Origin of the sequence: Sedimenticola selenatireducens, from assembly GCF_963675335.2 — a bacterium.
Taxonomy (GTDB): Bacteria; Pseudomonadota; Gammaproteobacteria; order Chromatiales; family Chromatiaceae; genus Sedimenticola; species Sedimenticola selenatireducens.
Genome location: NZ_CAXXYC010000003.1, coordinates 639516 through 653622, shown reverse-complemented (window position 1 = coordinate 653622; position 14107 = coordinate 639516). Strand labels below are relative to the sequence as shown.

Below are 14107 nucleotides of genomic sequence, written 5' to 3'. Positions count from 1 at the left end.
TGCCCCCTTCTTGCCCCACCGTTGGAGCGGTTACAATTGATCCACCAACTCCGGCAGGGCCTGGAACAGGTCCGCTACCAGACCGTAGTCGGCCACCTGGAAGATCGGCGCCTCCTCGTCCTTGTTGATCGCCACGATCACCTTGCTCTCCTTCATCCCCGCCAAGTGCTGGATCGCCCCCGAGATGCCCACCGCTATGTACAGCTCCGGCGCCACGATCTTGCCCGTCTGCCCAACCTGGTAGTCATTCGGCACATAGCCCGCATCCACCGCCGCACGTGACGCGCCTATCGCCGCGTTCAGCTTGTCCGCCACCGCCTCGATCAGCTTGAAGTTCTCGCCACTGCCCATGCCCCGACCGCCCGAGACCACGATCTTCGCACTCGTCAGCTCCGGCCGCTCCGATTTCGTCAGCTCAGCACCCACATAACTCGATTGACCATAGCCCTCACCCGCCGGGATGTTCTCGAGCGTCGCACTGCCACCCTCTCCGGCCGCATCAAATGCCGTTCCCCGCACCGTGATCAGCTTGATCCGGTCACTGCTCTGCACCGTCGCCAGCGCGTTGCCCGCATAGATCGGCCGCACAAAGGTGTCGGCACTCTCGATCGCCGTAATATCCGACAGCTGCGCCACATCCAGCAGCGCCGCCACCCGCGGCAGGACGTTCTTGCCAAACGTCGTCGCCGGCGCCAGTACGTGACTGTAACCCTCCGCCAGTCGCGTCACCAGCAGCGACAAGCCTTCCGCCAGCGGGTGTTCATACACCGCATCATCCGCCACCAGCACCTTGCTGATACCGGCAATCTGCGCCGCCGCTTCGGCTACCGCTGCACAGTTCGAGCCCGCCACCAGCAGGTCAATCTCATCCCCCAGTTGGCCCGCCGCCGTCACCGTGTTCAGCGTCGCCCCTTTCAGTTGGGCATTGTCGTGTTCCGCTATGACCAGAATACTCATGCTATCACCTTCGCTTCGTTACGCAGCTTATCCACCAGCTCGGCCACGCTCTCAACCTTCACTCCCGCCTGGCGCTGGCCCGGCTCACTCACCTTCAGCACCGTCAGCCGCGGCGCAATGTCCACCCCCAGCTCCGCCACCGGTATCACTTCCAGCGGCTTCTTCTTCGCCTTCATGATGTTCGGCAACTTCGCATAGCGCGGCTCGTTCAGGCGCAGGTCGGTACTGACCACCGCCGGCAACTGCAGCTTGACCGTCTCCAGACCCCCATCGATCTCCCGCGTCACCGCCACTGCACCGTCCTCCAACACCACCTTGGAGGCAAAGGTGCCCTGCGGCCAGCCCAGCAGCGCCGCCAGCATCTGTCCCACCTGGTTGCTGTCGTCATCAATCGCCTGCTTGCCCAGAATCACCAGTTCCGGCTGCTCCTTGTCGACCACCGCCTTGAGCAACTTCGCCACCGCCAGCGGCTGCAGCTCCGCCTCACTCTCCACCAGCACGCCCCGGTCCGCTCCCAGCGCCAGCGCGTTGCGGATCGTCTCCTGGCACTGCTTCGCACCCAACGACACCACCACAATCTCTTCCGCCTTCCCCGCTTCCTTGATCCGTACCGCCTCTTCCACCGCGATCTCGTCAAACGGGTTCATCGACATCTTCACGTTGGCTAACTCCACCCCCGTCTCATCCGCCTTCACGCGGACCTTTACGTTGTAATCCACAACGCGCTTTACTGCGACCAGTACTTTCATACACCACCTTCGATTGGTTTGGCTGCCGTCTCTCTTACGGTTGCTATTGGAATGTCACGAATTGCTGCAGACTCATTCACCGGTAAATTCTGCCTTGCGCTTCTCCATGAAGGCAATGACTCCTTCAGCAAAGTCATGACTCACAGAGCAGAGTGCAAAGCGCTCCTGTTCCGCATCCAACTGCTGCTGCAGGGTGTTACTCATGGTGCTGTTGATAAGTTGCTTAGCCCGGGCATAGGCCTGGGTCGGCCCCTGTGCGAGTCGTGCCGCCAACTTCAGAGTGGCCGCTTCCAGCTCTGCATCTGTAACCACCTGATTAATTAATCCCGTGGCCTGCGCCTGTTCTGCAGACACGGGTTCATTCAGCAAGGTCATCGCCATAGCGCGCTTGGTACCGATGGCCCGCGGCAGAAAGAAGGTATTGCCTCCATCGGGGCTGGTACCGATCTGACAATAGGCCTGGGTAAACCTGGCATTGTCCGCCGCAACAGCCAGGTCAGAAGCCGCTACCAGACTCATGCCAAAGCCAGCCACATTACCCCGCACACTGGCAATAACGGGTTGGGGCATGGTGCGCAGGATGGTGATAAATTCATGCACCACGCCAATTAACTCCGTCACCTTCTGTTTGCGCGCATCAAGTGAGAGTTCCAGACTCTGATGAAAATAAGCAATATCGCCACCAGCCATGAAGTGATCACCCTCACCCCGCAATACGATAGCACGCACGCCGGGAGAATCAGCCAATCGCTGGAAACCATCCCGCAACTGGTAAGACATCTCACTGTCGAGAGCATTGAGGGATGCAGGACGATTCAGCGATACAACAGCCACCGCACCTTGCTGTTCAATCCGGACTGTCTCACCCATGGCCTATCCTCGTTGGTACCTATTAAAATAAAAAGTGGAAGCGGCAGCTTTAGTACTACGATACGGATGCCCCCTGCTCGCAGCGGCCAATCCGCTCCCACATAACCGGTTACGGTATCATTCCGTTGGATCTGTGACTTTCAATTGCTGTTCGAATGCATCCAATGTCTTGAGAAATTCTGATTTCTCCGCCACATCCTCATACTCCACCAGATCAATCAGCGCCCGACTGGGCACATTGCCGTTCGGACCACGGAACAACCCTTTGACAATGCCAATCGCGGCAACGCCCCGTGTGGTTTCGAAACGTTGTTCCATGTAAAACCATTTCTCATCCCATCCCAGAATACGGGTATGCAGCGTAAAACGTTCAAACGGACTGATCTCACGACGAAAACGTATACTGGCAATCGAGACAACCGGTAACCAGCGCCGCTTCATCACTTTGAGCATCATGCCGGTACGCAACATCAACTCAATACGCCCCAGATCCATCAGGGCCAGATAGCGGGAATTGGTCAGATGCAGATTAATATCCAAATCTGCCGGCCATACCCGCATCCGCAACGTTGCAGATTCCATCAGGGATTGATGCGGACGAAGGCAGGAAGTAATCAGCTGAAGGATCAGACGAAAGATCAGATTCATCGATTACAACCCAGTTCCACTGCCCGAACAGCCAGCCTTAAAAGGCTTCATCATTGAACTTCATCATCCCTTTTGAACCCGCCATGATATTGGCAAACAAGGCACTACTCTGGGGGAGTATACGCTCGAAGTAGAAACGGGCTGTATCCACCTTGGCCTGATAGAACAGGTTATCTTCATCCCGTTTCTGTTTGCCGATATCCGCCATGCGCATCCAGAGATAGCCCAGGGCAACCAGTGCGAACAGCCGCAGATATTCCGCCGCTGCCGCACCGGCCTCATCCGGATTCGCCATCCCTTTCTGTGCAATAACGGCGGTCGCCTTCTGCAACCGTCCGAAAGCCTTGGCCAACGGCATCAGGTAGGCATGCATGGAGAAATCGTGCTCTTTCGATTCAAGATAATCCCGCACCGGATGGAAGAAGCGCCGCAGATAACGCCCCATATGTGCCGGCAGCTTACGGCCGACCAGGTCCATCGCCTGAATGCCATTGGTCCCTTCGTAGATCTGGGCTATACGGGCATCGCGCACGTACTGTTCCATACCGTGCTCACGAATATAACCATGGCCACCAAATACCTGCATGCCCAGATTGGCCACTTCAGAACCGGTATCGGTCATGAACGCCTTGACCACGGGTGTCATCAGAGCGACGAAATCTTTCGCTTCCTGACGTCGAGATGGATCGGGGTTACGATGGGCATGATCCATTTCAGTCGCGACCCAACCGGCCAGTGCACGATTGCCTTCCACATAGGCGCGCTGAGTCAGCAGCATACGGCGGACATCGGGATGCACCAACAGGGAATCCGCCGGTTTTTCCGGTGACTTGGGGCCTGTCAGAGCGCGCCCCTGCAGCCGTTCACGTGCGTATGCCACAGCCCCCTGGTAGGAGGCCTCACCAATCCCCAACCCCTGGATACCAACTGCCAGGCGCTCTGTGTTCATCATGATGAACATCGCCTCCATGCCTTTGTTCAGTTCGCCGACAAGGAACCCCTTCGCATCATCAAGGTTGATCACACAGGTAGCGGACGCATTAATGCCCATCTTGTGCTCAATTGAGCCGCAACTGACACCATTCGGCGCCCCCAGCAAACCATCGGGATTGACTTGTATCTTTGGCACCAGGAACAGGCTGATGCCCTTGATGCCATTCGGGGCATCCGGGGTACGTGCCAATACCAGATGAATGATATTTTCCGTCAAGTCATGTTCACCGGCGGTGATGAACATCTTGCTACCGGTGATGTGATAACTGCCATCTTCCTGCGGTACCGCCTTGGTACGTATCATGCCCAGATCAGTGCCACATTGCGGCTCTGTCAGACACATGGAGCCACTCCATTTACCGGAGACCATATTGGGCAGATAGGTCTGTTTCAGCTCATCACTCGCTCTTGCAACCAGTGCGTTATAGGCGCCGTGGGTCAGACCGGGATAGAGGCCAAAGGCAAAATTGGTGCTGCACATGATCTCTTCCACCATCATGCTGACCGAGTTTGGCAACCCCTGCCCACCGTATTCAGGGTCGGCTGCCAGTGCACCCCAACCCATCTCATTGAAATCATGGTAGGCCTCTTTCAGACCGGCGGGAGTAGTTACCTTGCCATTTTCAAAATGGCATCCCTCTTCATCGCCTGAGCGATTCAGCGGGAGCAGACGCTCTTCACAGAATTTACCGGCCTCTTGCAGAATTGCATCCACCAGATCGGGGGTCACCTCTTCACAGCCCGGCAGCGCCTGAATCGCCTCGGCATCAAACAGTTCGCTATACACAAAGTGCATATCGCGCAGTGGTGTCTTGTAACTAGCCATTCTCTTAATTCCTCAGCGGTTTGCCGGTTTCCAGCATGTGTTCCATGCGATCCAGGGTGTCGGGGTGCCGGATCAGCGACATGAACACCTCCCGTTCCAGCCCCAACAGATCATCCTCGGTCAGGCTCTCGGTAATATCGGTATCACCACCACTGAGCATCTCCGCCAGCGCCATTGCAACTACAACGTCATGGTCCGTCGCCTTGCCCGCCAGATGAAACCCTTTCACCGCCATCTCCATCGCCGCCTTGGCGGTGGGTCCCGGAAGGCTGATCTCAATCGGCTGTGGTGGCTGATAGCCATCCGCCAGCGCCAGCGCTCGGGACTTGGCATCCGCCAGTAAGCGGTCTCGGTTCATGGTCACGCCGTCATCGGGACGGAAAAACAGATAATCTTTTGCTTCAGCAGCGGACTTGGCTACCGTTGCGGTACTGATGGTTTCAAAGCACTTGATCACCGCCGGCATGGGGCCACCGGGACGTCGTTTGTTGATCATCCAGCGCTGCAGCATCTCCTTGCAGCCGCCCCAGCCGGGAATCAGACCAACACCCACCTCAACCAAGCCGATATAGGTCTCGGCATGGGCCTGCACCGCATCACAATGCAACAGGGTTTCACAGCCTCCGCCCAGCGCCATGCCGGCTGGCGCACCAATCACCGGAAACGGCGCGTATTTCAGGGCCTTATAGGTCTGCTGACCGCCCTCTACCATCTCTTCGATCTGGTCCCAGGTGCCGATATTGGCCGCAAACAGCAGCAGTCCCAGATTGGCACCGACCGAGTAGTTTTCGCCTTCATTATGAAGAACGAGCGCCTTATATTCTTTGGAAACAATACCGATCGCCTCACGCATCAGGGCGAGGATATCCGGATCCATGGCGTTCATCTTGCTGGTGTATTCGAGACAGACCACCCCATCTCCGATATCCCAGAGCGCCGCCGAGCCATTCTTCGCCAAGGGTTCGCTGCGCCGCTTGATATCCGACAGAAGCAGCACACCCTCAGGACGGACTACATCCTGATAGATACCGCTGGTATCCAGATACTGCAACTGGCCATCTTGTACCCGGTAGAAGCTCTGTTCAGCAGCGAGTTGAATCAACGGAGGCAGAGATAATCCTTCACTCTCCAACAACTGCCCGAATAGAGAACCACCCAGTCGATCGATCAGTTCAAACGGACCATATTTCCAGGCATATCCCAGCTTCATCGCCTCATCGACTGCCAGGATATTCTCTGCAATCTCGGGAATCAGACTGGCGGCATAACCGAGCACCTGTGCCAGCACCCGGCGGGCGTACTGCCCGCCCTTGTCAGGATGATTCACCAGGGCCTTCAGCCCCCCTTGCCGCGATGCTTGAAGTGAGTCCAGTTGTGCCTTGCGTGAGGGATTGTACTCACCAGACACCAGATCAATACTCTCCTTGACCTTGCCGCCTGCTGTCCGGTTGATCCGGTAGAAACCGCCCTTGCCTTTGCGCCCGGTATAGCCGTCAGCAATCATCCTGCTCACCAGCTCAGGTATAGTGCTCTTCGCCAGGAACGGATCATCTTTCGACAGGGTGCGCTGCATACTCTCCATCAGGTGCGGCATCAGATCGATACCGACCAGATCGGAGAGTCCGAACACGCCGGTCTTGGGAATGCCCAACGGGCGCCCCATCACCGCATCCGCCTCTTCCACACTGAGCCCCAGGGCCATGGCCTCCAGGATCGCCACTTGAATCCAGAAAATGCCGATACGGTTGGCGATAAACCCCGGGGTATCGTTGCAATCAACGACACCTTTACCAAGCGAGCGGTCACAGAAATCACGAATACCCATTACCGCATCCGCCCGGGTTTTTTCTCCCGCGGTAATCTCCAGCAGCCGCATATAGCGGGGGGGATTGAAAAAGTGGGTGATCATGAAATCGCCAACAAAGGCATCTGTCTGCTCCGCCACCAGGTCCCGCAACGGGATAGTCGAGGTATTGGAAGAGACGACAGATCCGGGCTTGCGTACCGAATCAATTTTGCGATAGAGATCCTGCTTGATATCCAGCCGCTCAATCACCGCCTCAATAATCCAGTCACACTCTGCCAGCAGTTCCATATGGTCTTCAATATTGCCGGTGGTGACCAGGCGGGCATTGCGCTTATGCATAAAGGGTGCGGGCTGGACCTTGAGCATTTTCTGTACCGCGCCTTCGGCTATTGCGTTACGGTTATCAACACCCTTGGGAACGATATCCAGCAATACTACGGGAATCCCGGCGTTGCTTATGTGGGCGGCAATACCCGCCCCCATCACGCCTGCACCAATGACGGCGACTTTCTTAATTTCCATCAGACCGCCTCCAGAATGGTCGCAATACCCTGACCGCCGCCGATGCATTGGGTGGCCAACGCAAACTGTTTGTCCTCGCGCTTGAGCAGCGCAGCCGCCTTGCCGGTTATGCGCGCTCCCGTGGCGCCAAGTGGGTGCCCCAGGGCGACAGCGCCACCATCCAGATTGGTTTTTGCGAGATCCACCTCCAGGTCACGCACACAGGCCAGCGATTGAGAAGCAAACGCTTCATTGAGCTCGATAATGTCTATATCCGCCATGCTCAAGCCGGCACGCTTCAGCGCCTTGCGACTGGAGATGACCGGCCCGATGCCCATGATTTCCGGCGCACATCCGGAGATGGCAAAGCTGCGAATCCTGGCCAGGATATCCAGACCGTGGCTACGGGCGTACTCTTCGCTGCAGACCAGCACGGCCGACGCGCCGTCGGTCAAGGGTGAAGAGGTACCAGCAGTCACGCTGCCGCTCTCATCAAAGGCAAGTTTGAGACCCGCCAGACTCTCGGCCGTGGTTTCAGGCCGGATACAACCATCCTGCTCCACCCCGCTGACCGGTACAATTTCAGCACTCAGTTTTCCGGCGGCCTGGGCAGCCGCGGCTTTCTGATGGCTGGCAACGGCAAACGCCTCCTGTTCGGCGCGCGAAATATCATACTGCCGCGACAGGTTCTCGGCCGTCTCTCCCATACTCACATAGGCCCCCGGCATGGCGGCGGCCAGTTGCGGATTGGGCATGGGGTTGAAACCGGCCATCGGCACCCGGGTCATGGACTCGACCCCGGCGCAGATATAGACCTCACCGGCACCCAGGGCGATCGCCCCGGCCGCCTGGTGAATGGCCTGCATGGAGGAACCACAGAAACGGTTGACCGTCACACCGCCAATCGATACAGGCAGACCGCTGAGAAACACTACCAGACGGGCCATGTTGAAACCCTGCTCCCCTTCCGGGAAGGCACATCCAAGAACCAGATCCTCGATATCGTCTACGGCGACCCCGGTCCGCTCGACAAGCCCACGCACAGCGGCCGCCGCCAGATCATCGGGGCGCACTTTAACCAGCGCGCCTTTATTGGATTGGGTAAACGGGGTGCGGGCATAGCCTGCGATCACGATATTCTTCATTACGTTCTCCGTCATTGTAGGTGCCAGTTATTACTTTAGATTGTTGCGCGCATGATGCGCTGAAATTTCGCTATAGCGGCTACTCCGTGAAGCCGGTGGCGGCAGCTTTCTTCTTAATATTGGACAATGCCTGCTGCTCGATATCCCGCAGTTCAACAAGGGTCGCCACCAGATCTTCCTGCTGTTGTTCAAGGTCCTCGATACGACGACTAATCTTGGTTAGCAGCAGTTGCTGCTGCTCAATCTGTTCCGGGTCGACGTTATACAGGTTCAGATATTCCCGAATATCCGTCAGCGAGAAACCAAGGCGCTTGGCGCGCAGAATCAGCTTCAGTCGGGCGTGATCACGATAAGTGTAGACCCTGGTGGAGCCCACACGTTGCGGGCTGATCAGCCCTTTTGTCTCGTAAAACCGGATGGTCCTTGGTGTCACATCGAACGCTTCGGCCAATTCAGTAACTGTCAGCAACTTTTCCATTCTCTACTCCTCGGCAACACAATATAGAGAAGGTTTACGTATACGTCAATCTACTTACTATAAGGATAGTATAATAACTAATGCGTAATATGATACATCGGTGCTGCCCTTCCCCTGAGGCATGGTGTATCCTAGCGGCATTTTTTATAGGGGAATAACGCTTCCCAATGCTTTAACTGCAGGAGAATAAGCGCGTGGAAATGGCCTGTCTCGACCTCGAAGGGGTACTGATACCTGAAATCTGGATCAACTTTGCTGAACGAACCGGGATCGATGAACTCAAGGCAACCACGCGTGACATTCCCGATTACGATGTCCTGATGAGGCAGCGCCTGCGGATTCTCAAACAGCACAACCTTGGGCTGGCGGATATCCAGGCGGTGATCGATGGCATGTCACCACTGGAAGGGGCACGGGAATTTCTTGACTGGTTGCGGGAGCATTTCCAGGTAGTGATACTTTCCGACACCTTCTATGAGTTTGCCGCACCCATGATGCGGCAGCTTGGACACCCCACCCTGCTATGCCACAAACTTGCTGTCGATAAAAACGGCATGGTTGAGGATTACCATATCCGGCAAAAAGACCCGAAACGTCAAGCAGTTAAGGCATTCCACAACCTGAACTTCCGGGTTATTGCTGCTGGCGACTCCTACAATGACACAACCATGCTCGCAGAAGCCGACAAGGGAATTCTGTTCCGTCCTCCACAGAATGTCATTGACGAATTCCCCCAGTTCCCGGTAGTGACCGATTACGCCGCTTTCCGCGACGCCTTTAAGCAGGCCAGCAATCGCGCCCTTTAACCGCAAGGAAAAAATATCGCCGGGGAACATTCTCGTCTCGGCAATATGCCATCGACCGATGACCGAAAACCTGTAGATAAAGGTCTGCAGAGATAGCTGAAGCTAAAGAATATGCATTTTCAGCCGTTACCGATTATAAGGATACCAACCGGCGCAAAAGATGTTGCAAGCGCCCAGTGATCCAATAGTCAAACAGGCTCATCCTTCGGCCATCCACAGACGGCCTGGTACACACTATTGCGGCAATCTGCTCAATTACAGCCAGATCAGCGCAGCCGGTCCGCTGCTCCGGTTTTCATGGAGACCTGCGAAGAACGGGGGAGCCATTTGGCCGGCATGGAACAGGCCAGGGTTCCGGCATTTTGTGACTACTGTTTTGCAGGGCGATGCCCAACCGATTCTGTAGCGATTATTCCGTGAAAATTAGTCAGGAATTTCGGAATAAATACACAACTATCTTTTTGTTTTTGAATAACCTAGTATGTTTTTACTTCATACTAACCATGAGTGAGAGGCATCCGCTTTGATCGCGGATTGAGGGCGGAATATAGCTCACTTTACCAACCGGATGCCTGAGGATTGGGTTATGCCAACCGTACTGATTCTTGATGACCAGACTATCAGTCTGATGATCCTTGAAGAGTTGATACACTCTATCGATGACAGCATCCATGTCGAGTGTTTCACTGATCCGGTAAAGGCGCTGGAGTGGGCGAAACACAACAACCATGATCTGGTCATCACAGATTATAAAATGCCCAATATGGATGGGGTCGAGTTTACCCACTGGTTTCGCAAGATCCCCTCCTGTACCGATATACCTCTGGTTATCATTACCTGTATCGACGATAAATCGATTCGCTACCAGGCCCTTGAGGCCGGTGCTACGGATTTCCTCTCCAAGCCTATCGATCATTACGAGTGTCGCGCTCGATGCCGCAATCTGCTGCAACTGAGAAAACAGCAGGTCATTATTAAAGATCGGGCGCGCTGGCTGGAGCAGGAGATTTCAAGAAAAACCGAAGAGCTGCAACTGCGTGAAAAGGAGACACTGCTGCGCCTGGCGAAAGCCGGGGAATTTCGTGATGAAGAGACGGGTGACCATGTCATACGCATGTCTGACTATGCCTGCCTGATTGCCCGGTCACTCAACCTGGATGACAACCTGTGCGAAGTCATCCGCCTGGCTGCCCCCATGCACGATATTGGTAAAATCGGCATACCGGATCATATTTTGCTTAAACCCGGAAAGCTGACCAGTCAGGAGTGGAGCATCATGCAGAGGCATACCCGTATTGGGTATGACATTCTACGTGACAGCACCTCCTGTTACATACAAGCCGGGGCAGTCATCGCCTACGGTCATCATGAGCGATTCGATGGCAAAGGCTACCCTCAGGGACTGGCCGGCGACAACATCCCTATTGAAGCACGCGTGGTCGCGGTCGCGGACGTGTTTGATGCTCTGCGGTCCGAACGGCCCTATAAAAGCGCCTGGTCACTGGATCGAACCCTCGGTTATCTGGAAGCACAAAGGGGTAGTCACTTCGACCCGGATTGCGTGGATGTATTTATGGAAAATCTGGACAAAATACTTGCTATTCACGATAGCTCTCCAGGCGGTCGCGAAAGTCTCAGCAAATAAACCGGTGCTATGGATAGCCAAAAAATCACATGTCGGCGAACTGCCATGAAAAATGAAGGCACACAGCGTTACAGCATTATCGCGGGAGTCCTATGCCTTGACCTGTTCATGGTATTGGGAAAACTCCCACCAGGGATGCTGGTGCCTGCTATCGTGGTCAGCATTGTCATTATATACCGCGTAATAACTGTACAGATAAATGGCGGCAATCCAACGCATGTTTCCGAGCAGAAAAAGAGCACGGATAGCGAGGACAACGTCAAAAAATATAAAACAGCCTCCCCCGCAGAGATTCTTCAAGATAGACAGGAAACGTCCATACCTGACAAATTGGGTAACATTCGCCTACTACTGCTATCCGGAAGTAACAAGGCAAAACGGGAAATATCCGATCATCTCAATGGATGGGGCGTGAATTTTGTTGAAGCTGGTAGCAGCGCCCGGGCATTTGCCATGCTCATCGAATCAGCGGATACAGGCAAACCTTTTCAGACGGTACTTGTCGACCAGAGCAGCCTGGACATGGAAGAGTGCCAGTTCGCTACTGCCCTTCGGGCAGAGCCCTCATTACAGTCGCTGTACCTGATTTATTATGGCGGCAGTACTCTACCACCGCGGACCGAGCAGTTATACATGGCGGGATACTCCGGAATGCTATCCGCGCCACTGGACAAGACCCTGCTCTTCAAGGCACTTCATAACGCTCGTGAGACCGCCATACATCACCACAATGTGGTTCAGCTGCTTGATCATTATGAAACCGAAAAAGGACAGCAACCGCTTGATATCCTGATTGCCGGCGGCAGCCATAATGAATGCAGAAAAATCCACAGAATTCTCGGCAACGCCGGGCATCAGGCATTTATTGTCAGCGACTCGACGGAGATCCTGGAGGCGCTCGATAATCATCATTTCGATCTCGCTATTCTGGATGCTGACATGCCCGAGATATCTGGCATAGAAGCGATAAAGCTTTACCGCTTTGCACATCTTAATCAACCGTGGATACCTTTCATTCTGCTGCTTGATTCACCCAACTCCCAGACCATCCAGGCCTGTGAAGCCGCGGACATTGAGCACCTGATTGTTAAGCCGATTTCAACCCAGCGACTGTTGGAAACAGTCGCCCGGGCAACCGACCTGACAAGCCAGGGCCATAATGATGGGATTTTTGACTATCCAACTATCTCCGGTTCAACCCATTATCATGACAACAGCCTGACCCTTGACACCCACCAGCTTAATGAACTGAAGCGACTTGGAAAAGAGAAAGACTTCCTGTTGCAGCTGGTCAACCAGTTTGACAAGGAGACCGTTGCATTGATTAAGGGCCTTCAACTGGCAGCCACCAACCATGACATAAAATCAATCCAGGATTATGGCCATAAGCTGAAAGACACAGCAGGCAACCTGGGTGCGCTCAACCTTTATCGCATGGCAGTCCGACTTACCAAAATCAAGGATATGGAATTTGGCTTCGAACTGGATACTTTGGTAAACGAGATAGAAAATTGTCGCATTGCGACCATAGAAGCCTTGCACGACCACCTCTTTCACGGTAATAATTCAGCCTACAGAAAGGAATAAATTTCTTAGGGCTAAATCATGAATCCGCTTAGTCGAAAGCTTCAAAAATCCGGCATACACCCATACGGCTCAAATGAACTGCGGCTCTACGAAGAGAGATTGACCCGATACTTCACGCAGGAATATCGACGCGAAGCGGACAAAAAACACACGCTTGCGGCATTTGGGATCACTACCGACCAGGGACCGACCTGGGAAGAAACCGACGAACTCATGTCGGTACACTACGACCAGCCCCTGGAGTTTTTCCAGTCCTTTCTCGATCATGACTACATGGCCTATTCCATGGCCTACTATGGCGAGACGTCCCACCAGGTCCTGCGAAGCAGCGCCACCCTGGAACAGGCACAGGAGGAGAAGTTCCGACTGATTTGCGAGCGGGCCCAGATCCGCGGGAATGAAAGGATACTCAACATCGGTTGTGGATTTGGCTCCTTTGAAGCCTATCTGTTCAAACACTTTCCGAATGTTGAGGTGGTGACCATTACCGCCAGCAAGACACAGGCGGACTATATACGCAGCAAGCAGCAGGATGGCGACCATCTTTTTAGCAAGGCAAATCTTACACTGATTGAAAACGACATCAGCAATATCCCGCCGGAAGAGCTGGGCCTTGCAGCCTACGACCTGGTGATCTCGATCGCGGTATTTGAGCAGGTGAACAATCTGGATGCCATTTTTAACCTCATGGCATCCCTGTTAAAACCGGGCGGCCGGGTATTTCTGCACCTGATTGTCTCACAGCCGGTTTTTCCACAATATTTCAATGCCAGGGAAACCCCGGTGGGGGCCTACTTTCCCGGCGGACGAGTCTGGCCTCATCAGGAAATGTTGAATCAGCATCGGCATCTCACGCCAGAACTCGGCGTATATATCAATGGCATGAACTACTGGCGCACCATCGACGAATGGCACCGTCGATTCTGGGAACAGATTGAACAGCTACATGAGTCACTTCTTTCAGAAGAGGATATCCGCTACTGGAACAACTACTTCAGCGTCTGCAAGGTTGTACTCTTTGCACCCCAGTCGGGAGAGTTCTTCGGTAATGGCCACTACCTGTATCGCAAGCAGTGAAAAGGTGAATACGTAGCG

Annotated in this window: 12 protein-coding genes; 4 read left to right on the top strand and 8 right to left on the bottom strand. The window is 54.5% G+C overall.

What is annotated here, in order from left to right; genetic code table 11:
- Positions 1-30: 30 nt before the first annotated feature.
- The 8 genes from ACHZBF_RS06745 to ACHZBF_RS06710 form a co-directional block, all read right to left on the bottom strand.
- Positions 31-957, bottom strand: coding sequence for an electron transfer flavoprotein subunit alpha/FixB family protein (locus ACHZBF_RS06745; protein WP_321528005.1), 927 nt, complete (start codon positions 955-957; stop codon positions 31-33).
- Entirely contained in the window at positions 954-1706 is a 753-nt protein-coding gene (locus ACHZBF_RS06740) for an electron transfer flavoprotein subunit beta/FixA family protein (RefSeq protein ID WP_321528004.1), read from the bottom strand. Before ACHZBF_RS06740 ends, ACHZBF_RS06745 begins: the two co-directional genes overlap by 4 nt.
- Before the next feature lie 72 nt (positions 1707-1778).
- Positions 1779-2576, bottom strand: a complete 798-nt coding sequence (locus ACHZBF_RS06735; RefSeq protein ID WP_273438937.1) for an enoyl-CoA hydratase/isomerase family protein — start codon at positions 2574-2576, stop codon at positions 1779-1781.
- Between the two features lie 117 nt (positions 2577-2693).
- Complete coding sequence (locus ACHZBF_RS06730) at positions 2694-3224, bottom strand: thioesterase family protein (protein ID WP_029133068.1); 531 nt, start codon at positions 3222-3224, stop codon at positions 2694-2696.
- Between the two features lie 37 nt (positions 3225-3261).
- Positions 3262-5043: an acyl-CoA dehydrogenase C-terminal domain-containing protein gene (locus ACHZBF_RS06725; RefSeq protein WP_029133067.1), complete on the bottom strand. Its 1782-nt coding sequence runs from the start codon at positions 5041-5043 to the stop codon at positions 3262-3264.
- Positions 5044-5047: 4 nt separating this feature from the next.
- Complete coding sequence (locus ACHZBF_RS06720) at positions 5048-7372, bottom strand: 3-hydroxyacyl-CoA dehydrogenase/enoyl-CoA hydratase family protein (protein WP_029133066.1); 2325 nt, start codon at positions 7370-7372, stop codon at positions 5048-5050.
- The gene (locus ACHZBF_RS06715) at positions 7372-8496 is read right to left on the bottom strand and encodes a thiolase family protein (protein ID WP_321528003.1); all 1125 of its coding nucleotides are present in this window, start codon (positions 8494-8496) and stop codon (positions 7372-7374) included. Before ACHZBF_RS06715 ends, ACHZBF_RS06720 begins: the two co-directional genes overlap by 1 nt.
- A 79-nt stretch (positions 8497-8575) precedes the next feature.
- Positions 8576-8974: a MerR family transcriptional regulator gene (locus tag ACHZBF_RS06710; RefSeq protein WP_029133064.1), complete on the bottom strand. Its 399-nt coding sequence runs from the start codon at positions 8972-8974 to the stop codon at positions 8576-8578.
- A gap of 200 nt (positions 8975-9174) precedes the next feature.
- Here ACHZBF_RS06710 and thrH point away from each other — a divergent pair, with 200 nt between their 5' ends.
- The 4 genes from thrH to ACHZBF_RS06690 all read left to right on the top strand — a co-directional run bounded on the left by thrH (position 9175) and on the right by ACHZBF_RS06690 (position 14089).
- Positions 9175-9780 (top strand): bifunctional phosphoserine phosphatase/homoserine phosphotransferase ThrH, encoded by a 606-nt coding sequence (thrH, locus tag ACHZBF_RS06705; RefSeq protein ID WP_335340023.1) that lies wholly within the window; start codon positions 9175-9177, stop codon positions 9778-9780.
- Between the two features lie 586 nt (positions 9781-10366).
- Positions 10367-11425: an HD domain-containing phosphohydrolase gene (locus ACHZBF_RS06700; RefSeq protein ID WP_084609948.1), complete on the top strand. Its 1059-nt coding sequence runs from the start codon at positions 10367-10369 to the stop codon at positions 11423-11425.
- A 45-nt stretch (positions 11426-11470) separates the two neighbouring features.
- On the top strand, positions 11471-13012 hold the full coding sequence (locus ACHZBF_RS06695; protein ID WP_321528002.1) for a response regulator: 1542 nt from the start codon (positions 11471-11473) through the stop codon (positions 13010-13012).
- 18 nt (positions 13013-13030) lie between these two features.
- Positions 13031-14089, top strand: a complete 1059-nt coding sequence (locus tag ACHZBF_RS06690; protein ID WP_321528001.1) for an SAM-dependent methyltransferase — start codon at positions 13031-13033, stop codon at positions 14087-14089.
- Positions 14090-14107: the final 18 nt, after the last annotated feature.